General features: G+C 56.8%; 25 protein-coding genes. 4 read left to right on the forward strand and 21 right to left on the reverse strand.

The features are described 5' to 3' along the window. Positions 1 to 101: 101 nt before the first annotated feature. On the forward strand, positions 102 to 827 hold the full coding sequence (locus C8P63_RS09155; RefSeq protein WP_108023410.1) for a hypothetical protein: 726 nt from the start codon (positions 102 to 104) through the stop codon (positions 825 to 827). Positions 828 to 1,140: 313 nt separating this feature from the next. Further along, positions 1,141 to 2,499: a S8 family serine peptidase gene (locus tag C8P63_RS09165; protein WP_108023414.1), complete on the forward strand. Its 1,359-nt coding sequence runs from the start codon at positions 1,141 to 1,143 to the stop codon at positions 2,497 to 2,499. Positions 2,500 to 2,750: 251 nt separating this feature from the next. On the opposite strand, the gene C8P63_RS09170 is transcribed toward C8P63_RS09165, so the two are convergent. The 20 genes from C8P63_RS09170 to C8P63_RS09265 all read right to left on the reverse strand — a co-directional run bounded on the left by C8P63_RS09170 (position 2,751) and on the right by C8P63_RS09265 (position 20,983). Continuing rightward, positions 2,751 to 4,577, reverse strand: coding sequence for a monovalent cation:proton antiporter family protein (locus C8P63_RS09170; RefSeq protein WP_108023416.1), 1,827 nt, complete (start codon positions 4,575 to 4,577; stop codon positions 2,751 to 2,753). 142 nt (positions 4,578 to 4,719) lie between these two features. Next, positions 4,720 to 4,980, reverse strand: coding sequence for an HPr family phosphocarrier protein (locus C8P63_RS09175; RefSeq protein WP_108023418.1), 261 nt, complete (start codon positions 4,978 to 4,980; stop codon positions 4,720 to 4,722). Positions 4,981 to 5,045: 65 nt separating this feature from the next. Further along, on the reverse strand, positions 5,046 to 5,981 hold the full coding sequence (gene whiA / locus C8P63_RS09180) for a DNA-binding protein WhiA (protein ID WP_108023420.1): 936 nt from the start codon (positions 5,979 to 5,981) through the stop codon (positions 5,046 to 5,048). A 37-nt stretch (positions 5,982 to 6,018) separates the two neighbouring features. After that, a complete protein-coding gene (locus C8P63_RS09185) occupies positions 6,019 to 6,987 on the reverse strand; it encodes a gluconeogenesis factor YvcK family protein (protein WP_108023422.1) in 969 nt (322 codons plus the stop codon). A 23-nt stretch (positions 6,988 to 7,010) separates the two neighbouring features. Continuing rightward, positions 7,011 to 7,889, reverse strand: a complete 879-nt coding sequence (gene rapZ / locus C8P63_RS09190) for an RNase adapter RapZ (RefSeq protein WP_108023424.1) — start codon at positions 7,887 to 7,889, stop codon at positions 7,011 to 7,013. 40 nt (positions 7,890 to 7,929) lie between these two features. After that, on the reverse strand, positions 7,930 to 8,886 hold the full coding sequence (locus tag C8P63_RS09195; RefSeq protein WP_108023426.1) for an ROK family glucokinase: 957 nt from the start codon (positions 8,884 to 8,886) through the stop codon (positions 7,930 to 7,932). Between the two features lie 118 nt (positions 8,887 to 9,004). Then, positions 9,005 to 9,457 (reverse strand): 8-oxo-dGTP diphosphatase, encoded by a 453-nt coding sequence (locus C8P63_RS09200; RefSeq protein ID WP_108023428.1) that lies wholly within the window; start codon positions 9,455 to 9,457, stop codon positions 9,005 to 9,007. 161 nt (positions 9,458 to 9,618) lie between these two features. Continuing rightward, positions 9,619 to 10,098, reverse strand: a complete 480-nt coding sequence (locus C8P63_RS09205) for a CBS domain-containing protein (protein WP_108023430.1) — start codon at positions 10,096 to 10,098, stop codon at positions 9,619 to 9,621. A gap of 179 nt (positions 10,099 to 10,277) precedes the next feature. Continuing rightward, entirely contained in the window at positions 10,278 to 10,613 is a 336-nt protein-coding gene (locus C8P63_RS09210; protein ID WP_108023432.1) for a thioredoxin family protein, read from the reverse strand. A 19-nt stretch (positions 10,614 to 10,632) separates the two neighbouring features. Continuing rightward, complete coding sequence (locus C8P63_RS09215) at positions 10,633 to 12,375, reverse strand: tetratricopeptide repeat protein (protein WP_108023434.1); 1,743 nt, start codon at positions 12,373 to 12,375, stop codon at positions 10,633 to 10,635. A 78-nt stretch (positions 12,376 to 12,453) separates the two neighbouring features. Then, entirely contained in the window at positions 12,454 to 13,404 is a 951-nt protein-coding gene (locus tag C8P63_RS09220) for a ribose-phosphate diphosphokinase (RefSeq protein ID WP_108023436.1), read from the reverse strand. Positions 13,405 to 13,843: 439 nt separating this feature from the next. Beyond that, entirely contained in the window at positions 13,844 to 14,464 is a 621-nt protein-coding gene (hisIE, locus tag C8P63_RS09225; RefSeq protein ID WP_108023547.1) for a bifunctional phosphoribosyl-AMP cyclohydrolase/phosphoribosyl-ATP diphosphatase HisIE, read from the reverse strand. 8 nt (positions 14,465 to 14,472) lie between these two features. Next, entirely contained in the window at positions 14,473 to 15,231 is a 759-nt protein-coding gene (gene hisF, locus C8P63_RS09230) for an imidazole glycerol phosphate synthase subunit HisF (protein WP_108023438.1), read from the reverse strand. Beyond that, positions 15,228 to 15,971: a 1-(5-phosphoribosyl)-5-[(5-phosphoribosylamino)methylideneamino]imidazole-4-carboxamide isomerase gene (gene hisA, locus C8P63_RS09235; RefSeq protein WP_245920808.1), complete on the reverse strand. Its 744-nt coding sequence runs from the start codon at positions 15,969 to 15,971 to the stop codon at positions 15,228 to 15,230. Before hisA ends, hisF begins: the two co-directional genes overlap by 4 nt. Continuing rightward, complete coding sequence (hisH, locus tag C8P63_RS09240; protein WP_108023442.1) at positions 15,968 to 16,591, reverse strand: imidazole glycerol phosphate synthase subunit HisH; 624 nt, start codon at positions 16,589 to 16,591, stop codon at positions 15,968 to 15,970. Before hisH ends, hisA begins: the two co-directional genes overlap by 4 nt. A gap of 1 nt (position 16,592) precedes the next feature. Continuing rightward, complete coding sequence (gene hisB / locus C8P63_RS09245; protein WP_108023444.1) at positions 16,593 to 17,183, reverse strand: imidazoleglycerol-phosphate dehydratase HisB; 591 nt, start codon at positions 17,181 to 17,183, stop codon at positions 16,593 to 16,595. Further along, positions 17,176 to 18,459, reverse strand: a complete 1,284-nt coding sequence (gene hisD / locus C8P63_RS09250) for a histidinol dehydrogenase (protein ID WP_108023446.1) — start codon at positions 18,457 to 18,459, stop codon at positions 17,176 to 17,178. The genes hisB and hisD overlap by 8 nt, the downstream gene beginning before the upstream one ends. Continuing rightward, entirely contained in the window at positions 18,456 to 19,109 is a 654-nt protein-coding gene (hisG, locus tag C8P63_RS09255) for an ATP phosphoribosyltransferase (RefSeq protein ID WP_108023448.1), read from the reverse strand. The genes hisD and hisG overlap by 4 nt, the downstream gene beginning before the upstream one ends. After that, positions 19,093 to 20,262, reverse strand: a complete 1,170-nt coding sequence (gene hisZ / locus C8P63_RS09260; protein ID WP_108023451.1) for an ATP phosphoribosyltransferase regulatory subunit — start codon at positions 20,260 to 20,262, stop codon at positions 19,093 to 19,095. Before hisZ ends, hisG begins: the two co-directional genes overlap by 17 nt. 118 nt (positions 20,263 to 20,380) lie before the next feature. Continuing rightward, positions 20,381 to 20,983: a non-canonical purine NTP pyrophosphatase gene (locus C8P63_RS09265; protein ID WP_108023453.1), complete on the reverse strand. Its 603-nt coding sequence runs from the start codon at positions 20,981 to 20,983 to the stop codon at positions 20,381 to 20,383. 285 nt (positions 20,984 to 21,268) lie between these two features. Here C8P63_RS09265 and C8P63_RS18785 point away from each other — a divergent pair, with 285 nt between their 5' ends. Together C8P63_RS18785 and C8P63_RS09270 are read left to right on the forward strand one after the other, a co-directional pair. Further along, positions 21,269 to 21,460, forward strand: coding sequence for a hypothetical protein (locus C8P63_RS18785; RefSeq protein ID WP_146172155.1), 192 nt, complete (start codon positions 21,269 to 21,271; stop codon positions 21,458 to 21,460). A gap of 197 nt (positions 21,461 to 21,657) precedes the next feature. Beyond that, entirely contained in the window at positions 21,658 to 22,740 is a 1,083-nt protein-coding gene (locus tag C8P63_RS09270; protein WP_108023455.1) for a quinone-dependent dihydroorotate dehydrogenase, read from the forward strand. 63 nt (positions 22,741 to 22,803) lie between these two features. On the opposite strand, the gene C8P63_RS09275 is transcribed toward C8P63_RS09270, so the two are convergent. Continuing rightward, positions 22,804 to 24,492, reverse strand: coding sequence for a CocE/NonD family hydrolase (locus C8P63_RS09275; protein ID WP_170109589.1), 1,689 nt, complete (start codon positions 24,490 to 24,492; stop codon positions 22,804 to 22,806). Positions 24,493 to 24,517 lie beyond the last annotated feature (25 nt).

Below are 24,517 nucleotides of genomic sequence, written 5' to 3' on the forward strand. Positions count from 1 at the left end.
ATTTTTAGTGTTTCTTCATTCAGAATTCAATTGCTTTTCCTCCTTTGGATGTGTTACGCTTACTTTGGGTAAGCGATGGGCCGTGCTGAGGAGGATAAGCATTGAGAACTGCCGCTCTCACTTTGATGTTATTCGTGTTGGCTCTCATCACAGCACCGGCAGCCTTTGCCGAATCTTCCCGGGAGAATGCCGCATCTTCCATGAATGCCGTCTACTACACCAAAGGCGACAAACATGTTGTTGAGGTCGCCCTCCCCGAGGCGACGCACCCTCAGGGAACCTGGGTTCTCACGTTGAACGGAAGTCAGGAGCAAAGTTCCCCTGAAAGCGCCGGGGCGAAAAAATTCACCGCGGAATATGAAGACCTGGTACCCGGAAGGAACTATCAGCTCATCGCTGTCTTTTACGGCAAGGACGGCTCCAGGTCCATCGATCTGGACGGTTGTTTCCAATTCCAACCCGCTGAAACGCAATCCGACTCGAATAAAGTTCCATTGAAAGATTGCGGCTTTGCGGAAGTGGTGAACAAGCTTAAAAAATCGGGGGAAACGGCCGGGAAAGCAGCCTCCGGGGAGGATGACGCTGTCCTTCCTTCCGCAGATGAAGGAAAAGGAAACGCTGAGAACCCCGAAAAGTCCACGAAAAAAGCTCCCGAACAGGAAGAGGAATCCGGCACTCTGGAGAACTTGAACAGCGGCCAAAAGGAAAAGGGAGGTCCCATGCCGGACACCTCCGCCGATACTTTTCCCGCTGCTTTGGGACTGCATCTGATCCTGTTGGGATTTGCCCTCTTCGGCTTTCAGCGGAGCCCCATCATCGGAAAGTAACAACCGGACAGTTGACGGGAGATCCGGCAGTCTCCACAGCAGATCCCGATTCCTTTCGGGTAAGGAAGATTTCATCAAGGCAACGGATGCCGTGTTCCGGACCGATCCTTTTACGAACCGCCCTGCGTGACAACTTGAGAATTTGAAGCTCTGTTTTTCCGGAACCAAAAAATCCATGACGCCCATCCGCCCAGACAGGCCGCCCGGCCTGTTTTTTTTGCTTCAATAAAGGATTCCGGGAGGCCGGGACCGAATGGTACCACTGTTCGGTCTGAAACCGGACATTCCCAACTTATGAAAGGGGGTCCAATTCATGAAAAAGCTTCTCGCTTTCATGTCGCTGGCGGTACTGGCGGTCGTGCTTCCCGCCTCCTCCCTGCCTGCGGCGGCGGCAGCGGAGACCCAGACCTACCTGATCAACTTCGAAGGAGAAGGTCTGCCTTCCGATGCCCGTCAGACGGTGGAACGGGCCGGGGGAACAGTGCTGAAGGAGGATCCGGGTCTCTCCTATATCAAGGCCAGCTCCTCCGACTCTGATTTTCTTTCCGAAATCCGCAAGGATGCAGATGTCGCGAGCGCCGGGGTGGAGCAGCGGATCGTTCAGGAAACGGCGATCGAACGCCAACCCTTGGAAAGCACCGGAGACCACCCCCTCTATGAACCGTACCAGTGGGATATCCAACAGGTCACCCAAAACGGTGAAAGCTGGAACCTCCCTGCCGGCAAAGGCTCCAGAGATGTGGTGGTCGCCGTGATCGATACGGGAGTGGACCTGGAACACCCGGATCTCCGGGACTCCATCGTGGATGTCAAGTCCTTCGTACCGGGGGAGTCTCCCCAGGATGTGAGAGGGCACGGGAGCCACGTGGCGGGATCCATCGCCGCTGACGGAGCGGTGCTGGGAGTCGGTCCCCAGCTGGGGATTGCCGCTCTGAAAGTATTCCCCAAAGAAGGCGGCGCCCCCACCTCCTGGATCGTGGATGCGATCCGCTACGCGGCGGACCGGGATTACGACGTGATGAACATGAGCCTCGGTTCCTACGTTTTCCTTCAGGACCCCGACGGCAGCCCGGATCAGTACATGGCGGATATCAACCTCTTTAAAAAAGCGATCGCCTACGCCCACGAAAAGGGAGTCACCGTGGTCGGTTCAGCGGGAAACGCCGCGGCGGATATCAGCAACCCGGCCCGTCTGACCCACCACTTCGATGACGGGGGCGATGACAAAGGCGCCACCCACCGAAACCCGGCCAGCAACCTTTTAATCCGGGTGTCCGCCGGCAACAAGGATAAAGAACTCACCTTCTACTCCAACTACGGAGTGGGCAAGATCGACCTGATGGCTCCCGGCGGGGATCTCGGCCCCGATTACAACCCGGAAACCGGGGAGGGGCGGGACCACACTTATCTGTGCCTCAGCACCGTTCCGGTGGTGGAAAACGGGAACGTGACCGGACACGGGTACGCCTGGTACGGCGGAACCTCCATGGCCGCCCCCAAAACGGCGGGTGCAGCCGGTGTCGTGATCGCCAAGCACGGGAAGAACCGGCTTTCCCCGAGTGAAGTGAAATCCATCCTGCAACAATCCGCTGAGGATCTCTACCAGAAAGGCTACGACGCTCAAAGCGGTTTCGGTCTGGTGAACGCGGTCAGCGCTCTCAACCGACGGTAACCGGAAACCCCCGACCGATCCGTCGGGGGTTTTCCATCTTACTCTCGGACCTATTGACTAGTCCGTTCACTCTGAGAAAACAACCTTTCGTCTATTGTCATCCATGCATACCCCGCCGTAATATAGGATCAGGAAGACCAAGACCTGTGGAGATAAAAAAATGATGACCAGACCCAGCCGGGCGCCGGCCCATAAGGACCGGCGCCCGGCTTTTCAGGTTTTTGTCCAAGCCATCCTTCTCAAATGCACCATCAACCGCTCAGCTTCCGGCGGAGACGTTGAACATGCTCGGGGGTGTCGCTGACAATCAGCCGGTCCCCCAGTTGCAGAACTGTATCCCCGTGGGGAATAATCACTTCGTTATCCCGCAGAATGCGGAGAACCAGGGAATCCCCCAGTATCGCCAGATCGCGGATTCGCATCAAATGATACTGTTCGTTCATCATCGGGATTTCCTGCAGGTGTCCTTCCGTGGTAACCAGATTGATGACCGAAGGGTATTCGATCCATGCTTTCACCAATGTCATGTTGGAGAAAAAGCTGGAAACCAAATGGATCTTGCTGTTTTCGGGCAACGTCTTCTTTTTTTCCACCCGGGCGATCACCTGACCGACCCCCCGGTTCTCGGCTTCCCGGGCAATCTGGAAGTTCCGGTCGTCATCATTGGTGAAAGCCACCAGAATGTCTTTGTCGAAAACCTGTTCCTTTTCCAGTTCTTCCAGCGAACCCGAATCCAATTCCACCACCGGATACGGATACCGGTGAACCGGCTCCAGATTGGTCTTGTCGGAGCCGTAAAGCGTCACATCGTAACCGTCTTGATTCAGATCTTGGGCCAATTTCAACGTGACGGCATTGAACCCGATGATCGACACCCTGGAAATTCGGGAACTGACTTTGGCGTCGGGAACCACCCGCTGGAAAATGATCGGGGAGGTGATCACCGTCACCACCGCTGCCAGGATGAGGGCCGTGTTTGTGGTGTTGTCGATGATGCCGAGGCTCATCCCAACCGCTGCGGCGGCAATCACCAGGCTCAGTGTGGAACTGAGAAAGATTCCGGAGGCAACCGACTCCTTCCAGGTAAACCAACGCCGGAAGACGGGGATGACGATCAACTTGGAGAGATAAAAAGCGAGCAAAAACAAGCATAACATGACCAGGGCTTTCGGGTCCCCGAACATCCCGGGCAGATCCAGCCTCGCTCCCACCATAACAAAGAAAATCGGGATCAGGAAACCGAATCCGAAAGCGTTCAGCTGCTTCACAAAGCTTTTTTCGGGTGAAATCAACGAGAGAATCACCCCGGCCAAAAACGCCCCCAGTATGTTTTCCGCTCCCACTCCCTCGGAAAGGGAAACGAAAAAGAGGATCAGAGCGAATACACCGCGGGTTCCGAGGGAAATCGTCTCCCGTTGTATTTTCTCCAACCATTTCCTCGGACGGGCCGCGACGATCAGCCGGTAGACCACGAAAAAAACGACAAACAGCAGAAACAGAAGCAGGATGTTGGAGAAGCCCTCCCCTTCCGAAGATCGACGGAAGGAGACATGCACCGCCAGCAACATCATGGTAAAGAAATCGGCGATGACGGCGGTCAACAGGATGGATTGGCCGAGGGCGCTCTGCAACAACCCTTTGTCTTTCAACACCGGCATGGTCACACTGACCGAAATCGTGGATATGATCAGTGTCATGAAAAAGATATCCGTCACATAACCGATGAGGCTCAATAACCAGGCCAGAACCAGGGAGGCCGCGAAAATGGCCGCGAAGCTGATCACACCGATCAGCAGAGGATTGGCCGAACCCGATTGTTTTCGGCTTTTCTGGATCAGATCAAAGTCCACTTCCAGCCCGGTTAAAAACATGAGATAGATAATGCCGAGCATGGAGAGGAGTTCCAGCACCTGGTCTTCCTGTATCAATTTCAATCCGCTTTCCCCCAGCACCAGCCCCGCTGCAATTTCGGCCACAACCACCGGAACTGCGTTCCAACGGAGCCGGTGAAGGAGAATGGGGACCAGGAAAGCTGCGATCACTACAATCATGAGAGAGGTTACGGAATGTCCTTCCATGGTTCCTGCCCCCTTTCCCGAGACAGATCGATATACAATGCTTCTCTATCCAATAATAATCCCCACCAAACCGCTTTTATGTGCTGACATAAAAACGAGCCGCCACCAAGGGGCAGCGGCTCAGCGGGGACAAACCGTCCCTTCAGATCTCTTCCTTGCTGACGATGGCCGACAGAGCCTCCACCGCTTCCTCCGCGTCGGAACCTTCGGCGGAGATGGTGATTTCGGCACCGTTGGACACGGCCAAGCTCATGATCCCCATAATGCTTTTCGCGTTCACTTTTTTGCTGTCTTTGCTGATAAAAATCTCCGATGAATACTTATTGGCTTCCTGGACGAACAGTGCGGCCGGACGGGCATGCAAACCTGTTTTCAATTGGACGGTAACGTTTTTCTCAGCCATAGGGATCCCTCCTGGGTTGAATTGGTTGATATGAGAATCTCAGGGAACCTGAGTCGGATCACTTATCACTCGGATTTGACTTTCAGTTTCCCGGCGATTTGGTCCAGCTTTCGCAAACGGTGGTTAATCGCCGACTTGCTCACTTTTTTGGGCAACATCTGTCCCAGTTCCGTAAGGCTGACTTCGGGATGCCGGAGCCGCGCCTCCGCCACTTCCCTGAGCCGATCCGGCAATTGATCCAGACCCAGCTCTTGCTCGATGAGCCGAATGTTTTCCACCTGTCTCATGGCAGCCTGGATCGTCTTGTTCAGGTTTGCCGTTTCACAATTGACAAGCCGGTTGACCGAGTTTCGCATGTCTTTCATGATGCGGACGTCCTCAAAGGCGAACAGGGTGCGATGGGCACCGATAATGCTGAGGAATTCGCCGATTTTATCCCCTTCTTTTATATAAACGACAAACCCTTTTTTTCGTTCGAGCCATTTGGCATGAAGATGATAACGGTTCATCAGGTCGCACAGGTGCTGACTGTGGTCCTCGTAGGCGGTCACAATCTCCAGGTGGTAGGAACCGCTGTCGGGATTGTTGACCGACCCCCCCGCCAAAAATGCCCCCCGAAGATAGGCGCGGCGACAGCACTCGTTTTTCACCAACGCCGGGTGAATTCCGCCGATTCTTTCCAGCCCTTCCCCCAGTATGTGCAAATTCCGGAGAATTTTTTCCGCACCGGTGAAAATACGGATCGCGTAGGTATTGTTTTTCTTCAACCGGGCTTTTTTCCGGATCAGCACTTCCGGTTGCAGCCGATATTGCTTTTTCATCAGGCTGTAGGTTCGGCGGGCGATCGAGTTGTTTTCCGTGGTTACTTCCAGACCGATCCGACCGTTCCCGATCTGGATGGTTCCGTTCATTCGCACCAATGCCGAAAGTTCAGCCCGGCGGCAGCAGGAGCCGGTCTCGGTTCGTGTCAACTCCTGTTTGGTGGCGGATGCAAAGGACATGTCCATCACTTCCTTCAATTTCCGGTTCCCACGGTTTTCACGGGTGAACCAGATTGACGATCCAACGGTTCAGTTTGGCGGCATCATGACGGATCACGGTTTCGATCTGCATGAGATCATCCGCAATGACCTGACAACCAAAAGCCTCCAACACTTCCACGTCCGCCCGGACCATGGCCGCCCCTTCCTCCGCGTAACGCTTCAATACGGCGGGCGGCGGAACTTTGTTGTTGACGATCACCACATCGAAAAACCCTTCCCCTACATGATCCACGATGGCGGACACATGATCGGAGGCCGTATAGTCGTCCGTTTCGCCTGCCTGAGTCATGACGTTGCAGATATAAATTTTCTTCGCCGCGGACCGGTGGATGGCCTCTGCCATTCCCTTGACCAGCAAATTGGGGAGAATGCTGGTGTACAAGCTTCCAGGACCGATGATGATTCCGTCGGCTTCCTCGATGGCCTTCAACGCCTCGGGCAACGGGTGGGCTTCCTCCGGTTCGAGGTAGACGCGGCGGACTTTTTTGCCCGCTTTGGGGATCAGTGACTCCCCCTTCACCACCGTTCCGTCATCCATCTCGGCGCACAGCACCACTTCCTCTTCCGTCGACGGCAACACCTGACCCCGCACCGCCAACACCCGGCTCATGTATTGGATGGCATGATTGAAGTCTCCGGTGATTTCTTTCAGGGCCGCAATCATCAGGTTTCCCAGATTGTGCCCGGCCAAGCCGTTCCCGTTCCGAAAACGGTGCTGAAGCACCTTTTCCAAAAGCGGTTCCGTATCGGCCAGTGCCACCAATACATTCCGTATGTCCCCCGGCGGAGGCATCCGAAGGTCGGTCCGGATCCGCCCCGAACTCCCCCCGTCGTCCGCAACGGTGACAATCGCCGTGATTTCGACGGGAAGTTCCTTCAAGCCGCGCAACATCACGGCCAGACCGGTCCCCCCTCCAACCACAACCAGTCGCGGTTTCCTGCCGGCGATTTCCCTTGTTTTCAAGAATGGACACCTCTTTGAAACCCTCAGCCGCTCTTCTGGATGTCCCGATGCGCGACACGGGTCTGTTCATGCTCCGAGAATTGCCGATTCAGATATTCGGCAACGGCGACAGAGCGGTGTTTTCCTCCAGTACAGCCGATCCCCACCACCAGGCTGGTCTTTCCTTCCCGGTGATAATGGGGAAGGAGGAAGGAAAGCATATCGGTCAGTTTATCAAGGAATTGCCGTGTCTCTTCCCATTTCATTACGTAATCGTAAACATCCTGATCTTTGCCGGTCCCGGGTTTCAGCGACTCAACATAATGGGGGTTGGGCAAAAACCGGACATCGAACACCAGATCCGCATCGATCGGGATCCCGTACTTGAATCCGAAGCTTTGGAACGTGACGGCCAACCGGTTTTGGTCCGTCTGATGGAACCGGGCCACTATCTTTTCTTTCAGCTGAGCCGGTTTCAACTGGCTGGTATCAATAATCTGATGGGCCCGGCCTTTGATCTCTTCGAGGAGCTCCCGCTCCAGCCGGATGCCGTCCATCGGCGTCCCCTCCGGAGAGAGCGGATGCCGCCGGCGGGTTTCCTTGTACCGGCGAACCAGCACCTGGTCGCCCGCATCGAGATAAAGGATCTGGTAATGAATCCCGTGGTGTTTTTCCAAGGTGTCCAGGGACTCGAACAACGAGGAGAAAAATTCCCGACCTCTCAGATCAATCACCAGGGCGGCTTTTTGGAGCTGTCCGCCGGATTGTTCCAGCAGTTCGGCCAGTTTCGGGAGCAAAACGGGCGGCAGGTTATCGATGCAGAAGAAACCAAGATCCTCCAGGCTTTGCAACGCAACGGTTTTGCCAGCCCCGGACACACCGGTGATCACCACCAGGTTGATCTCTTTGTTTTCGGAAGCCATCTCCCGTCACCCGCCTTCCGTCCGTTTATTATATGAACACTCAGCCCAAGGTTTCCCACTTTGCCGTCAAACCCGCGGCTCCGATCAAACCGGCATCGTTTCCCAGTTCGGCGGGCAGAATGCGGACACCGGCGGCCGCATGAGCCAGGGTGTGACGGGCATAGGCTCGGCGCAGGGGCGAAAAAAGCCGCTCCTTCGCCCGGGAGACCCCACCTCCGATGATAAAGGCGGCGGGGTTCAACACCACGGAAAGAATGGACATCACCTTCGCCAGTGCATCGGTCGCCCGGTCGATCACCGTCAGGGCCACAGGGTCCTCTTTATCGGCCGCCTCAAAGATATCGCGGGCTGAGATCGTCCCCTCCCGCACCTGGACTTCCAGCTGCGATTTTCTCCCTTCGGCGACTGCCTCTTTCACCAGGCGGACCATACCCGTGGCGGAGGAAACCGTTTCCACGCATCCCCGTTGGCCGCAGCCGCAGAGAGCTCCGTCCTCTTCCACCCGGATGTGTCCGATTTCCCCCGCCAGACCGGAAACACCGTGAACCAGTCGTCGACCGGTGATGACCCCGCCTCCGACTCCGGTGCCGAGAGTGATGCAGACCAAGTCTTGCAATCCGGCGCCGGCGCCGCTCCAAGCCTCTCCCAAAGCGGCCACGTTGGCATCGTTGTCGATGGCGACGGGAATGTTCAGTTCCGCCTCCAAGTGATCTTTCACCGGCATGTTTTCCCAAGGGAGGTTGGTCAGGCGAATGATTTTCCCTGCAGGGATGTCCAGGAATCCCGGCAACCCCAATCCGAGTCCGGCTACTTGCTCCCAGGAAATCCCGGCTTCCCCGGCAATGCGTCTCGCTTGGAAAGCCATTTGGGACAGACCCGCTTGCCCGTCGGACGGGGTGGGTGTCTCGGCCTTGTGGAGAAGGCGGCCTCTCTCATCCACCACCCCCAACTTCATCGTGGTCCCGCCCACATCGATTCCGATGAATCTCTTCCCCATGGTTTTCCCGATCCCTTTCCTTCGAGATGAGTTCAATCTTTCTTTGGTTGTCGCTAAACTTGGTATGAATATACTCGATTGGACAAAAGGGGTCAAGCCGGGACAGTATCCGTCCCTCTCACGGAAGGTTGTGGTGAAGCAGTTCTTCATTTGGGTTATATACCATCCGTCCGATCAACATTTTGGAGTCTTTCAGCAACCGGGTCAAGATCTCGTGATCCATGCCGGAAGTCGGGAGATTCGGCACCGCCTCCAGCGGTTGCCAGCACAGTTCCCCTTCTTCCGACCGCTCCAACAGATCCCCCCGGCAGCGGTCTGCACGAAAGGTAAACAACATCCATTCCTTCTCCAGACGCCCTTGTTTTTCCACACACATGGTAAAGACGCCGCACAAGGAGGGGGCTTCCAGCATCAGCCCCGTCTCCTCGCGGTATTCTCTGCACACGGTCTCCAATACGGTTTCCGATGGTTCCATCTTTCCGCCGGGGGCGACCCACCACCCGCGTCGGGGTTTCTTCAGGAGCAACACCTGCCCGTTCTGTATCAGTAAACAATTCGCAACACGCTGCATCCGATTCACCTCTGCCGTGAAAACTCCCCCTCAAGAAAAAAAGCGGGTTGGACGCAACCCGCAGCCGTTGGGAGTCGAAGAAAAGCGCGCGGTTCCCCATTCCCATTATACATGAGTACCGCCGGGAGAGACCAACACTCCCGGCGGCCGTTGATATTTCTTCAGGGGGTACGGCTCTTCTTTTGCTTCAGTGCCATATTTTCCAGAAACTCCTGTTGAAAATACTCCGTCACCTTCTCCATCAACACCCTCCGGGTCAGGATTCCCAAAAAACGGTTGTTGAGGTCGATGATCGGAATATAGGGACGGTCCAGCAACACATCGAAGGCAAAGGAAAAGATCGAATTGGGCAGGATCCCGGAATGGTTCTGGTTCATGGCATCCCGGACTTGGAACTCATCCAGACGGTGAAAGCGGAAGTCGTTACGGTTCAGCATAAAATCCAGAATATTGGTTTTGCTGATCACCCCGTCCACTTTTCCCTCCTCATTAATGACGGGAACGGAAGCATATCCCCTTCGGGTCAGGACCAACAGCGCCCGTTCCAGTGTCCAATCGGGATGAACGGTGACCACCTGTTCACCGGGGATGATCAGCGAGGAAATTTCCCGGTCAAACAGACTCGACAATTTGTTTCCCATCTGTACACAACCTTCGCCTCGGAATCTCAAGGTGAAAATAGAAACAAAGGTTCCGTTTGCTGGGCATCCTTTCCAGCATCCATCATATCGCCCGGTGCCCGGTCAAGTCAAGCACCTGCCAGAACCGAATAGATTATTACCCCCGGGCTCGGTTTTCAAACCTCAAAAAAAGTCTCCGTTCATGCCGGAGACTTGTTGTCCATCATCACCCGCTCCAGAAACAGAGGGATGTTTTCTTCCTTTTTCGCTTCCCTGCTGCGAAGCCGTGCGATCTCCACCCCTTCACGGAAAACGATGAACGCAGGCACGCCTTTGACACCGAATTCCTCAGCGATCTTGCGGGCTTCGTCCACATCCAATTCCCCAAACCGGAAGGTTTTCCCGAACCGGGTTTCCAAATCGGGCATGAAAAACTTGATCCGTTTGCAGTCAAAACACCATGAAGCGCTGAACTCCACCACTTTTTCCCCGCTGGAGATGAAAGGGCGGAACGTGTTGTTGTCCAGTTTTTCCACGACTCTCCCCCCTTGGGCTCTACTTGGAGCTCCAGGAAAATCGGGAACCGTCTCTTGTCACCCGGCACGTCTTCTCCAATACCCGTACATGCCGACCGACGGTGGAGGAGGAGACCTCGTGTTTTCGGGCCACCGATTCCTGCGTAATCGCGATTCCGTGAAGCCGGGCGACCACGTATTCCAATGCGGCCGCCCAACCTTCCACTTTGCGGATCTTGGGAAGGTTGGCGTGATTCTTTCGAAGAAACTCGGCCCATATGATCTGGGCATCGTTTAATTGACTGATGTCATACAGACCGTCCATCCCGTTCAGACAACACTCCAACACCTTTTCCCAAGCCTTCAGCCAAACCGGAAGTTCCCGGGTCAGTTCACAGGGGGGGATGGTCAGTTCCCGGCCGCCGAGTATGGCCCGGTAAGGCCCCTTAGCCTCCATTTGCTGAAGGACGTAGAGGGCGATCCGTTTCAATTCATCCTCTTCATCCTGTTTCATCAGGAAGCTCCGGAGGACCTGTTCCACTTCCCGGTCGGCAATCCACTCAAACACTTGCAAAACCTGGAGTTTCGTTTCTTTGTCCCCGTGATTCAGGGCCCAGAAAAACGAAGAACGGATCAGGGGATTTTGCCGGATCTGGTCAGGCAAGGTATTCTGTTGACGGTCCAGCTGTATCAGTTGTTCTTCGAAGGGCAGCTGGTACTGATAGCTCACCGTGGGAACGTTCTCCGGCGGAAATGGCTCCCAGTGGTCCAATTGGTTGAGATAGAAGACGGGGATCTCCGAACCGGGATCCAGATCCCTGGCCATTCTCCAGTAATTTCGTGCCCGGTCAAACCGTTTTGTGTTCAAAGCGGCGGCAGCCGCATAATGGTACAGGCTCGGATCGGGCCGTTCCTCCCGTTTCAGAAGTTGCCGGAACAGGCGGTATGCCCCTTCATGTTCCCCCAGGATCCCGAGGGTGGTTGCCAATTTATAGGTGTGTTCGGAATGGAAAGGCACCCATTTTTTCAACATTGCCACCAGCCGGTTCCGATTTTCCCGGTCCCCGCGGTGCTGGAGAAAGACGGCCAGATTGCAGAGGGCATGAAGGTTGTTGGGATCGGCGGTGAGGACACGGTCAATCGTGTCCACGGCTTTATCCACATCCCCGGCGTAATAATAAGCCAAAGCCAGATTGTTCATGCCCGCGTGGAAATCGGGATATTCTTCGACCAGTTTCTCCAGTACTTCTTTGGCCTGCAAAAACTGCCCCGCTTCCAGATATCGACGGGCTTCGTCGTGCCTTTTCAGCCACTCCTGCTTCGGCTTCGCTTGCGGCCGGCGGGGTTGCCGGCCCAATTCATAGGCCAGCATTTCCAACATCTCTTCCGCCTCGGCCGCGAACTCACCCCCGGGATCTTCTTCGAGATATCGGATCAGACATTCTTCGGCAAGCTCAAAATCTTCCAGGTTGGCTGCGTTGTTGGCCATGTAGAACCAACACTCCAGCAGATCCGGATCCACCTCGGTCAGGATGGTCTCCAAAACTTCGTTGGATTCTTCAAAGCGGCCCATTTCGGAGAGGATTCCGGCCAGGTTGCACTGGTTGACCGGATTCTCCGGTTCCTTCTCCACGGCCAGCCGAAAATACTTCAACGCTTTATCGTAGCGATGGCGGTCCAAAGAACGGACGGCCCGCTCGAAGAAAAAGCCGGCGTCCAAACGGAGCCTCACTACCTTGCGCCCTTTGGCCTGCCTCTTAACGTCTGCATGCTGTTTTTTCATCGCATTCCCCACCCAACAACAGGGTTTTGAGGTCATTGCATACGCGTTGCTGAAAAGTATACCATATCCTGCGGAAGATTACATACCCGCCCTGAAAAGGGTGCTGATGGAACCGCCCCGCTCAATCAACCGGATCGCTTTGGCCAAAAGGGGGGCCACCGACCGAACCGTAAAAGATTCCGGCAGCGTCTTTCCTGCGGTCGGGACGGTATCGGTGATCACCACTTCCCGGATTGCGGGATGATCCAGTTTGCGGACCGCATCACCGGAGAATACCGGATGTGTGGCACAGACGGTGGCGGCCCGGGCGCCCTTCTCCCGAAGCCCTTCGATCACACTGACAATGGTACCGCCTGTATCGATGATATCCTCGATGATGATCGGAGTGCGCCCGCTCACCTTTCCGACGATATGAGTGATACTGGCTTCGTTATGTTGAGGGCGTTTCTTCATCATGATGGCGAAGGGGGCATCCAGATAGGTGGCCAGTTTTTCCGCCGTCTTCGCACGGCCGGCATCCGGCGAGACCACCACGGGATTCTCGATCCGCTTTTTCTTCAGATATTCGGTCATCAGGTCCAGAGCTGTCAGGTGATCCATCGGGATGTTGAAAAACCCTTGGATCGCCGGGGCATGGAGGTCGATGGTGATGACACGGTTCACACCCACCGTATGTAACAAGTCCGCCACCACCTTGGCGGAGATCGGCTCCCGGGGCGCGTCTTTTTTCTCCTGGCGGGCATAGCCGAAATAAGGAATGACGGCGTTGATGGAACGGGCGGAAGCCCGTTTTGCCGCATCCACCATGAGCAAGAGTTCCATGAGATGATCGTTGATCGGGCGGGACATCGTCTGCACCAGAAAGACATCGGCATTCCGGACACTTTCTTCGTAATGAATGTAAATTTCCCCGCTTTTGAAGCGCCGGATCTTGACCCTGCCCGGCTCCGTATCCAAACATTCCGCCATTTTCTCCGCCAGCTCCGGGTTGGATGTGCCGGAAAAGAGCATGAATCCTCTGGAATTCATCGGACCCCCCCTGCCGTACCCCGACCGTATTTCCATATTCAAGTTGTTTTTCCAATCGGATATTCCTCGGATTTCCTTTATTGTACGGAAGGAGAAGGAGCAACGTCAAGCTCGGGTCCGCCCCCCTTTCTCTTTCTCCTCTTTTCTTATAAACGGTGGGGATCTTCCGGCGGCTTCAACAAAAACTTTTTCTCCACAAAAAACACATGGATGAACCGCACCAAAAGCTGGAATCGTTGTGAAAAAGTGAGCGGCAGCATTTACCCAAAGCCGCTCCGGCTGCTGTCCTGCAGAGATGCAGGCACTGTCCGCTCCGCAAAGTCGCTATTTTGGGTAAACGCTTCCCTTCTTCTGAGAGACTGACCATAAATCACAACGGCTTCCAGTTGCCCGAACAACAGTCAACGTCTGCAAAAAACAAAACGGGACCCGTGGGTCCCTACTTCCCGCCTCCATGGCGTTTTTCCAGTTCTTCCAGCACCCGGTCCAGGGGGAGTTGCTGTTCCCTCAAGAGGACCAACAGGTGGAAGAGAAGATCGGAGGCTTCCCAGGAAAGCTCCTCGGACGAGCGGTTTTTGGCTGCGATGACCACTTCCGTCGCCTCCTCCCCCACCTTTTTCAGGATCTTGTCCGTGCCTTCTTCCAAAAGGTAGGTCGTATAGGATTTTTCCGGCCGCGTCATATCCCGCTCGGCGATCACTCTCTCCAGCGTGTTGAGGATGGCAAAACGGTCGGGGGAACTCTCCTTCCCATCCTCCCGGAAGCAGGAATAGTCCCCGGTGTGACAGGCGGGTCCCCGGGGCCTGACCCGGACGAGAAGGGCGTCCCGGTCGCAGTCGGGTTGGACGGAGATCACTTCCTGGGTGTTTCCCGAGGTGGCTCCCTTGTGCCAGAGCTCCAGCCGGGAACGGCTCCAAAACCAGGTTTCCCCCGTCTCCAGGGTTTTTCGGAGAGATTCTTCGTTCATATAGGCCAGGGTCAGCACTTCCTTGCTGTCGGCGTCCTGAACGATGGCCGGGATCAGTCCGTCCCGGTCAAAACGAACATCGGCGGGATTCAGCTCCTGTTTCACCGGACGTGCACCCCCTTCTTTTTCAGATACGCTTTCAGCTCTTCCAGGGGGACTTCCCGGTAGTGGAAGATGGAAGCCGCCAATGCCGCTTCCGCCCGGGTCCGGGTGAAAACTTCATAGAAATGTTCCCGCGCTCCGGCACCTCCGGAAGCGATCACCGGTACCCGGACCGCATCGGCAACCGCTTCGGTCAGTTCCAGGTCAAATCCGGTTTTCTGTCCGTCCTGATCCATACTGGTGAGCAGAATCTCCCCCGCCCCCCGCTCCACCGCCTCACGGGCCCACTCGACGGCCCGACGTTCTGTACGGTTGCGTCCGCCGTGGGTGTAGACAACCCAATCCTGCCGCTCTTCATCGTAGCGGGCGTCGATGGCGACCACCATGCACTGCGTTCCGAAGCGGCGGGCACCGGCCTCGATCAGGGCGGGATTGTCCAATGCGGCGGTATTGATGGAAACCTTGTCGGCTCCCGCTCTCAAAATGCGGAACATGTCCTCCGTGGAACCGATCCCCCCTCCCACGGTGAATGGGATGGAAAGAACCCCCGCCGCTTCGCGAACCACTTCCACCATGGTTTTTCTTCCTTCATGGGAAGCGGAAATATCCAGAAATACCAGTTCATCGGCACCGGATCGGTCATAGAGCGAAGCCAGTTCAACGGGATCCCCCGCATCCTTGAGGTTGACAAAAGAGACCCCTTTGACCACCCGGCCGTCTTTGACGTCGAGACAGGGGATGATGCGCTTGGTAATCATGATTCGTTCCTCTCCCTGATCGCGTTCAATGCTTCCTTCAGATCGACATCACCGGTGTAAAGCGCTTTGCCGACAATGGCACCGGCCACCCCTTCGTCCCGGAACCGGGCTAATTCCACCAGGTTGCCCACGTTTTTCACACCCCCGGAGGCGATCACCTGCTTCCCGGTGGCCATGGCAAGAGACCGGACGGCGGGAATGTTGGGTCCGGTCAGGGTCCCGTCACGGGAGATGTCGGTAAAGATGAAGGTTTCGGCTCCCAGGGCCACCATCTCTTTCCCCAGGTCCTCCGCCAATATTTCGGACACCTCCAGCCAGCCGTGTGTAGCGACCCGGCCATCCCGGGCGTCCAGACCCAGTGCCACCCGGTCCCCGTATTGGCCGAGGGCCTTCTCCACAAATTCGGGGTCGTCGATGGCGGCAGAACCGATCACCACCCGTGAAACTCCCATGTCAAGAAGGGTTTCCAGGCGCCCGGCATCCCGGACACCGCCTCCCACCTGGACCGGAATGTCAACAGAGCCGACGATGTCCCGGATCACGGACAGGTTGACGGGTTCCCCCGTTTTGGCGGCATCCAGATCCACCACATGGATCCAGGGTGCTCCCTCCGCCTCCCAGCGGCGGGCCATGGATGCAGGAGACCCCTGATAGACCGTTTCCTGATCGTAATCCCCCTGAAACAGACGGACACAACGGCCGCCCCGGAGATCGATGGCGGGATAAACGGTAAAATTCACGGAAAGCTCACCCCCTCCCTGCATAAAGCCGCAAAGCGTTCCAGGAGCTTCCGCCCCGTCACGCCGCTTTTTTCGGGATGGAATTGCATGCCGTACAAGTGATTCCGCCCCACAATGGCCGTCACTTCCCCGTGGTAATCGGTCACCGCCAGAATATCTTCCGGATTATCCGGGAGGACATGATAGGAGTGGACGAAATAGGCATACCCTTCCTCCACCCCTTTCAGCAGTGGGTGCGGCCCGTTAAACCGAAGACCGTTCCATCCCATGTGCGGAATATTGAAATCCCCTTCAAAACGGACCACGTGGCCGGGGAGCAGGTTAAGGCCCTGGTGATACCCGTGTTCCTCGCTCCCGGTAAAGAGCAGCTGCATCCCGAGACAGATTCCGAGGAGCGGCTTTTTCTCTTCCAATGCCCTCTTCCGGATGACATCCACCAATCCTCTTTTTTTCAGCTCTTTCATGGCATCACCAAAAGCCCCCACACCCGGCAGGATGGCGCCGCTCGCCTCCCGGATTTCCTCAGGGTCGGAAGTGATGAGGGGGCGATGGCCCATGCGCTCCAGGGCCCGGCTGACACTATAGAGATTCCCCATTCCGTAATCGATGATGGCGATCATGTCACAGCACCCCTTTGGAGGAGGGAACCGACTGGACGCGGGGGTCCGTCTGAACCGCTTCGTCCAGGGCCCGTCCCAGCGCTTTGAACAGAGATTCCACCATATGGTGGGTGTTTCGCCCGTAATGGAGGATCACGTGGAGATTCATCCGGGCTTCCAGCGCCAGTTTCCAGAAAAATTCATGGACCAACTCCGTATCAAAGTTCCCCACCCTCGGGGCGGGAAACTCGGCGCGAAACTCCAGATGAGGACGGTCGGAAAGGTCCAGGACCACCTGGCCCAGGGTCTCGTCCATGGGAATCCAAGCTTGGCCGTATCGGCGAATCCCCTTTTTGTCCCCCAGCGCTTCCCGGGTCGCCCGGCCCAAACAGATGGCGATGTCTTCCACCGTATGATGGTCGTCAATCTCGTTGTCCCCGTCCGCCTCCACCGTCAGATCGAAGAGTCCGTGTTTGGCGAACAGATCCAGCATATGCTCGAGGAAAGGAACACCGGTCTTCAGTTCGGTCTTGCCCGAACCGTCCAGACCGAGGCGGAGACGGATCCGGGTCTCGCCGGTCTCCCTTTGGATTTCCGAAGTTCGCTTACTCATTCTTTTCCCCCTTCCTGAGCCGGACGCGAATGGATTCGGCGTGGGCCGCAAGCCCCTCGGCCTCGGCCAGGGTGATCACCGCATCCGCATCCCGGAACAGCGCTTCCCGGCTGTAGGAAATCAGGCTGGTTTTTTTGATGAAATCGTCCACCCCGAGGGGGGAGAAAAACCGGGCGGTTCCATTGGTCGGCAACACATGGTTGGGACCGGCGAAATAATCCCCCACCGGCTCGGGGCTGCAGGGACCCAGAAAGAGGGCACCGGCGTTTTTCACCCGGCCCGTCCACCGCCACGGATCTTCCACCATCAATTCCAGGTGCTCGGGAGCCAGCCGGTTGGCCGTTTCCACCGCTTCCCCCAGGTCCTGCGTCAGACAGATCGCCCCATGCTCCCGAAGGGATTCTTCCGCGATCTCCTTCCGGGGTAACCGTTCACACTGTTTTTCCAGCTCGGCTGCCACTTCCTTCGCCAGATCAGCGGAAGGGGTGATCAGGACGGAGGAAGCCATCGGGTCGTGTTCCGCCTGGGAAAGGAGATCGGCCGCCACATGGACGGGGTCGGCGCTTCGATCGGCCACCACGACGATTTCACTGGGCCCGGCCACCATGTCAATATCCACTTGGCCGTAGACCAGGCGTTTAGCCAGAGCGACGTAAATGTTTCCCGGTCCGACAATCTTGTCCACCCGGGGAACGGAAGGCGTACCAAAGGCGAGAGCGCCCACCGCCTGAGCTCCCCCCACCTTGAAAATCCTGTGAACGCCGGCCTCACGGGCCGCCACCAGCGTGGAAGCGTGGATGCTGCCGTCGGGCCGGGGCGGGGTGACCATCACCACATCCTCCACTCCGGCCACGGTTGCGGGAATGGCGTTCATCAGAACCGATGAAGGATAAGCCGCACGGCCCCCCGGCACATAGATCCCGACCCGGGACAGGGGCCTGATCAGCTGGCCCAAAACGGTTCCGTCGCTGCCGGTCTCCATCCAGGACTGGCGCCTCTGCCCTTCGTGGAAATGCCGGATCCGCTCCGCCGCCCGGCGGAGGGCATGAACGAAGGAATCGGAGACCCGGGTGTAGGCTTCCTCCACTTCCTCCTCAGCCACCTCAAAGCTCATCAGCTCGGTTCCGTCCAGCTCCCGGGTATACCGTTTCAGGGCATCGTCCCCTTCGGCCCGGACTGCCGCCAGGATTTCCCGCACAGCCCGCTCCTGACGGGGAGTTCCTTCTTCCGTCGAACGCCGTGTCGAAAGTTCATCCGGCTTGACAATGGCGATCATTTGCTTCCCCCTTTTTCGTTGACCACGTGTGCCAATCGCTCATAAAACCGGTGGATCGGAGCGCTTTTCAACCGGTAACTGGCCCGGTTGGCAATCAGCCGGGAGGTGATTCGGGCGATCTCTTCCAACTCGACCAATCCGTTCTCCTTCAGCGTCCTCCCTGTGGAAACAATATCGACAATCCGGTCGGCAAGGCCGATCAACGGCGCCAACTCCACCGATCCGTTCAAATGGACGACTTCCACCTGCTGTCCCTGTTCCCGGAAGTATCGGTCGGCAATCCGGGGATATTTGGTGGCCACCTTGGGATTAAGAACCGTCTCCCGGTCCGGGGTCCCGGCAACCGACATGCGGCAGGGACTGATTGTCAGATCCAGAAGCTCATAAATATCCCGGTCTTCTTCCAGCAGCACATCTTTCCCCACGACGCCGAGGTCCGCCACTCCATGCTCCACATAGGTGGGCACGTCCACCGGTTTCACCATCAGGAAGGACAGATTTTCCTCGGGAACTTCCACCGTCAGTTTCCGGGAGTCTTCCGCCCACTCTGCCGGAACCCGATATCCCGCCTCCCGAATCAATTGCAGCGCTTCCTCGAAGATCCGCCCCTTTGGCATCGCAACGGTCAGCTTTTCAGCGGGGATCGTCATCCCCAATCACCTCCTCGATCCGATCGAAACCGGAAAAGGAAGGGGGAGTGTGACCTGCCTCGGAGGCGAACAGAGTCACGCATTTTCCTTTCCGCCTCAACCGTCCGGCCATTCGGCAGGCTTCCTGACGGTATCTCCGCGGGTAAATCAGGGCGATTCGCTCGGGTCGCTCCGGCTGTCCGGGACCGGCCATGATCAGCCGATCCGTTTTCAGGGCAAAACCGCGGGCGGGCCCGGGTCGTCCGAACTGTCCCAGCAAGTGGTCGTACCGCCCTCCGGAAAGAAGATAGAAACCGTCGGATCCATACCCTTCGAAATACATACCGGTATAGTACTCCAGGCTGCCCACCAGACTCAGATCCAACTCGACGCGGGAGGCGACGTCCCAATCCTCCAGCGCTTCCCACATTTCCTTCAGGTGGGACACCGCATCCCCCACGGCCTTGCCGTGGTCCCCTGTTTCCAAGCGGTCCAGAAGACGCCTCTCTCCCCGGCTTGAGAGCAGGGAGAAAAGGTCCTCCCTTCGTTCCGGGGCAACATCCAAGTCCCGGACCCGTTCCCGGAACTCCACCAGGTTGCGGCGGCCCAGGCTTTCCTTCAGGCGGGATACAGCTTCCGGGTCTTCAATATACTCCATTAAAAGCGCATCCAACAAACCGATGTGACCGACAGCAATCTGGATATTCCGCACCCCGCAGGCTTCCAACGCTTCCACCGCAAGCGCAATCACCTCGGCATCCGCCTCCGGTGTGTCGTCTCCGACGAGTTCCACACCGGATTGGAAAAACTCGGCGTTGCGGCCGGCCTCCCTTTCCTGCGCCCGAAAAACATTGGCATGATAGCAAAGTCGCAGAGGAAAGGGGTGGTTTCTCATGAGAGAGGAGACCACACGGGCGATCGGAGCGGTCTGATCCGGCCGAAGCACCAAGGTGCGCCCCTCTCCGTCCAGCAGTTTGAACAGTTTATGTTCTTCGATGGCCCCTGCCCGGCCCACGGTGTCGAAAAATTCCAAGGTGGGAGTCCACACTTCCCGGTATCCCCAAGCCCGAAAGCGCTCTTCCACACGTTCTTCCACCCATTTCATTTTTGACACGAGCTCAGGCGGGAAATCGCGAACGCCCATCGGCTTCTCAAATTCACGCGGCTTCGCCATCTCAATCCACTCCCGGTTCGATTGCACTTCTTTAGTTTGCTAATGAGGTAAAGAAAAAACAATTTCTTGTAAGTGTAACACCGACCCCTTGAAGCAGTCAATGAAAGGAAAAAGGAGATTACTTCCGGGCCGCCCCGTCCCCTTCCGTCCGTTCCGACAGCCAGCGGGCCACCTGTTTCAGGACTTTTCCCCTGTAGGAATAATGTGCCCTTTCCTCCGCAGACATTTCAGACAGGGTCCGGTGGTCGCCGTGGGGAATAAAAATCGAATTAAAAGGAAAGCCCGGTTCCGGCTGGATCCGGTCCGGGGATGTCTTTAACAGCCGTCCCGGCGTTTGGGCCGAAAAAGCAACCGTTTCTCCGTCCCACAGCACCGCCACGGCCCCCTCGAACCAAGCTTTCCGGGTCTCCCCATCCAACAGTTTCATGATCCCTTTATACCCGATCCCCTGAAATACCCGCTTGGTCAGAATTCCGGGAAAGTGAGGATAGGCGGCGAAAAAAATTCCGGCATCATCCACCATCACACGGGAAAATCCCATCTCCCGAACCTGCCTCAATTTTTCCATCGTTACGGCTTCAATGGTGCCACGATCGGGCTCTGCCAGATCCAGGTTCATGCTTTCCACTTCGATTCCCAAAGGACCGAGAATTTCTCTCGCTTCGTTCAACTTTCCTTCGTTTTGGGTTGCAAAAGGCAGGATCACATGGATTCCCTCCATTCTCACGCTTCTTATTATACTTCCCTGCGGCTGGGTCGTCCGGTGATCCTTTTTTCTTTTTAATCAAAAAGACCGGGAACTCCGGTCATTTCAACAAACTTTTTTCCGTCGCTCCGTGTGATGCTTATGGAGAATCCGGTTCATCTTTTCGATCCTTTGTTTTCTTCCTTTGTGGAGGCGGCAACACCGGTTGGTTGGATTCCCGTTCAATCAGCGAATGGTGAAAGGAACGGCATCTCAAACGTTTTTCTTCCCTCCTGAGAAAAAGAGGGGATGAAGGAGCCGGTGTTAATAAGTAAAATGGAAGAAACATCAACGAAGGAGGAGACCCTGTTGGAGGCGTTTTCCGGAGTGTTCACCCTTGCCGGGGCGATCATGGCATTGTCGGGGGTCTTTTTTGCCCTTCGCGGGAAAAGCGCCGGGATGGAATGGATGATACTGGGGGCCTTAAGTCTTCTGGTCGGATGGCTGGCCTGATACGGACACCCGGTCCTCTCAACGAGTCCCGTCGTTACGTACCCTCCCGAAAGTATGTGAAAAAAGTGAGCGCGGCATTGCCCCGAAGCCGCTCCGGTTGCTGCGATTCCGGGCTTCCTTTCCTCAAACTGTCAACAAAACCGCCGGAAAATATGATATGCTACGGGGAAGAATGTTGAGAAAGGAACCAAAACATCGTGTATCCAGTCATCAGGAATCTTCTTTTTCGCATAGACCCCGAAGATGCCCACGAATGGACGGTCAAAAGTCTCCGATTGGCTCAGAGAATCCCCGGGATGCTGTGGACCATGGAAAAAAAGATGTCCGTCCGGGACCCGCGGCTGACAGTTCAATGCGGGCAATTGCGCTTTCCCAACCCGGTGGGCATGGCCGCGGGCTTCGATAAACACGCGAGGATTTATCCCGCTTTGGCCGCCCTGGGGTTCGGGTGTGTGGAAGTGGGAACATTGACTCCCAAGCCCCAGCCCGGAAATCCCCGCCCCCGGTTGTACCGACTGGTGGAAGACGAGGCGGTGATCAACCGAATGGGCTTCAATAACGGCGGCATTATCCAGGCAGCCACCTCCTTTTCCCAACTTCCCCGCCCCTCCATCCCGATCGGGATCAACCTGGGGAAGAACAAGAAAACCCCGCAGGAAGAAGCAGCCGGTGACTATCGAACCGGACTCCGGGCCCTCTACCGTCACGGAGACTATTTCGCCATCAATATCAGCTCTCCCAACACGGAGGGACTCCGGGATCTCCAAAAAGCGGAGCAACTTCGTTTTTTGATCGGCGATTTGCTGGAAGAACGGCAGGAACTCCGGCGGGAAACGGGGGAAATCCGCCCCCTGTTCATCAAGCTGGCCCCCGATCTGAACCGGGAGGAATTGACGGAGGCCGTCCAAATCGGATTGGAACTGGGGATCGACGGATTCATCGCTGTGAACACCACCCTCTCGAGGAAAGGACTGAAGGGCCCCCACCGGAAGGAAGCCGGGGGCTTGAGCGGACGCCCCCTCAGCCGTCCGGCCACCGATTGGATCCGGTTTATTTACCGGCTGAGCGAAGGAAAAGTCCCCATTATCGGAGTGGGCGGCGTCTTCAACGGGGAAGACGCCTATACCAAAATCCGGGCCGGCGCTTCCCTGATCCAGGTTTACACCGGCATGATTTACCGGGGGCCTTCCATCGCCCGGACCATCAACCGGGAACTCCTCCGTCTGCTGGATCGGGACGGTCTTTCCTCCATCCGCGATGCTGTCGGTCTGGACGCGTAAGCCCCCTCCCTTGTGAAACCCACCCCTGCCCAGTCATAGGGGTGGGTTTTGGTGTGTCACCCGTCAGCGGTTCTTCGGAATCACCGGGAGGACGATGGCGGAGGGCCGGTTGGGATCGTGATAAACGGTCTGCTCCGCCACCACGCCCTCTTTTTCTTTCCCCAGTTCCCCCCCGGTATGGAGGTTGCGATCGTATTTGGGAAAGGCGGAGGAGCTGACTTCCACCCGGATCCGGTGACCTTTCCGAAACACGTGGGAAGTGTTCCAGCAGTCGATGTCGTATTCGTAAACGGTCCCCGGTTCCAAAAGTTCCTCCCGGTCCATCCCCTTGCGAAACCTCCCCCTCACCATTCCGTCTGTCAGCCGCTGGGCAAAGCCGCCGGGCCAAACATCCAACAGTTTGACCATGAAATCCGTGTCCCGGGCCGTGGTGGAAGCGAACAGCCGCATCCGGACCGGTCCTGTCACTTCCAGCTCCTCTTCCAAAGATTCCGTGGTGTAAACCAGCACGTCATCCCGCCGTTCGACGGCGGAATAATCATCCGGCCCGCCGATTTGGGCCGACGTCATTTCCGTGATGAAAGGAACGGGATCCGCAGGGTCAGAGCGATAGCGATCCGGCACTCGGGCGCCTTCTTCGCCGGGGAGCTCCATCGAGAGACGACCGTCCCCGAACCGGCTGTTGGCCCGCCCGCCACTGTGAAGATAGAAAGGGGTGAAACGGGTCCCCGGCAAGGGCCAGCCCGCTTCATCCCGCCACTCGTTTCTTTGCATAATGAAAATACGGACCGGCGCCTCCGCCATGATTCCGTTCTCTTCTCCCTTGAGCCAATGATCAAACCACCGGCGCTGAAGCCGGTTCAGGTCAATCAGCGATTGGGGCCCGAAATCCAGGTCCCCCAGCCGGGTCGATCGGTTGATCGCGTGGGGCCAGGGACCCATCACCAATTTTTGGTTTTTGCGGCCGCGCTCTCCTCGGGCACGGGTTGACATGCCGGAGAAGTTGAGGAGGGTGCCCACCTGCTCATCGTCATACCAGCCGGAAATATGAAGAACCGGCAAGTCCAGTTCATGAAAGCGCTCCTGGTAGGAAATCCGCCGCCACCAATCATCCAGGCGCGGGTGTTCCAATTCTTCCCTCCAGCGGGGAAGGATTTTCCCCGTCTTTTCATCCATGCTGACCAGGGGCAAATGCTGATAGACCGATTCCCAGTCAATCACTCCGACTTCCTGCATCACCCGGCCGCTGGTCATATAAAGCCAGCAGATGTGGTGGGGAGTCGGCACTCCCGTGGGCCATTCCACGAAGGGATCCGATGGGCTCACCGTGGAGATCATCGCCTTTAAGTGGGGCGGTTGCTCCAAGGCCGCCAACCACTGGATTCGGGCCAAATAAGAACCTCCCATGGTTCCCACGGATCCGTCGCACCAGGGTTGGCCGGCGATCCATTCAATGGCGTCAAACCCATCGGCTCCTTCGTTGAAATAAGGAACGAATTCCCCGTCGGAATCCCCCCTCCCCCGAACATCCATACAGGCCACCCCGTAACCTCCGGCGGCAAAATAACGGCCGGTCGCATCCATCGTTTGGGTCGCTTTTCCGTAAGGAGTCCGTACGACGATCGCAGGAACTTTCCGTTCCGTCTCCGGCAGGTAAAGATCGGCGGACAGGGTGATTCCGTCCCGCATCGGCACCCGGACATCCCGCCGGACCGTCACGTCATACCGGATGGATGATACAGCCTGCTTCATTTTTTCTCCTCCGTTTTCCATTCTC

The sequence above is a fragment of the Melghirimyces profundicolus genome (assembly GCF_003054245.1).
In the GTDB taxonomy this organism is placed as follows: Bacteria; Bacillota; Bacilli; order Thermoactinomycetales; family DSM-45169; genus Melghirimyces; species Melghirimyces profundicolus.

What these genes read in the sequence shown, in the direction of transcription:
- C8P63_RS09220 (WP_108023436.1), bottom strand. Translation starts at nt 13,404, where the DNA reads ATGAATTCCAGAGGATTCATGCTCTTTTCCGGCACATCCAACCCGGAG.
- C8P63_RS09165 (WP_108023414.1), top strand. Translation starts at nt 1,141, where the DNA reads ATGAAAAAGCTTCTCGCTTTCATGTCGCTGGCGGTACTGGCGGTCGTG.
- hisZ (WP_108023451.1), bottom strand. Translation starts at nt 20,262, where the DNA reads ATGGCGAAGCCGCGTGAATTTGAGAAGCCGATGGGCGTTCGCGATTTC.
- C8P63_RS09205 (WP_108023430.1), bottom strand. Translation starts at nt 10,098, where the DNA reads ATGGGAAACAAATTGTCGAGTCTGTTTGACCGGGAAATTTCCTCGCTG.
- C8P63_RS09200 (WP_108023428.1), bottom strand. Translation starts at nt 9,457, where the DNA reads ATGCAGCGTGTTGCGAATTGTTTACTGATACAGAACGGGCAGGTGTTG.
- C8P63_RS09265 (WP_108023453.1), bottom strand. Translation starts at nt 20,983, where the DNA reads ATGGAGGGAATCCATGTGATCCTGCCTTTTGCAACCCAAAACGAAGGA.
- hisG (WP_108023448.1), bottom strand. Translation starts at nt 19,109, where the DNA reads ATGACGATCCCCGCTGAAAAGCTGACCGTTGCGATGCCAAAGGGGCGG.
- hisF (WP_108023438.1), bottom strand. Translation starts at nt 15,231, where the DNA reads ATGATTACCAAGCGCATCATCCCCTGTCTCGACGTCAAAGACGGCCGG.
- hisH (WP_108023442.1), bottom strand. Translation starts at nt 16,591, where the DNA reads ATGATCGCCATCATCGATTACGGAATGGGGAATCTCTATAGTGTCAGC.
- C8P63_RS09275 (WP_170109589.1), bottom strand. Translation starts at nt 24,492, where the DNA reads ATGAAGCAGGCTGTATCATCCATCCGGTATGACGTGACGGTCCGGCGG.
- rapZ (WP_108023424.1), bottom strand. Translation starts at nt 7,889, where the DNA reads ATGGCTTCCGAAAACAAAGAGATCAACCTGGTGGTGATCACCGGTGTG.
- C8P63_RS09215 (WP_108023434.1), bottom strand. Translation starts at nt 12,375, where the DNA reads ATGAAAAAACAGCATGCAGACGTTAAGAGGCAGGCCAAAGGGCGCAAG.
- C8P63_RS09175 (WP_108023418.1), bottom strand. Translation starts at nt 4,980, where the DNA reads ATGGCTGAGAAAAACGTTACCGTCCAATTGAAAACAGGTTTGCATGCC.
- whiA (WP_108023420.1), bottom strand. Translation starts at nt 5,981, where the DNA reads ATGTCCTTTGCATCCGCCACCAAACAGGAGTTGACACGAACCGAGACC.
- C8P63_RS09195 (WP_108023426.1), bottom strand. Translation starts at nt 8,886, where the DNA reads ATGGGGAAGAGATTCATCGGAATCGATGTGGGCGGGACCACGATGAAG.
- C8P63_RS09170 (WP_108023416.1), bottom strand. Translation starts at nt 4,577, where the DNA reads ATGGAAGGACATTCCGTAACCTCTCTCATGATTGTAGTGATCGCAGCT.
- hisB (WP_108023444.1), bottom strand. Translation starts at nt 17,183, where the DNA reads ATGAGTAAGCGAACTTCGGAAATCCAAAGGGAGACCGGCGAGACCCGG.
- hisD (WP_108023446.1), bottom strand. Translation starts at nt 18,459, where the DNA reads ATGATCGCCATTGTCAAGCCGGATGAACTTTCGACACGGCGTTCGACG.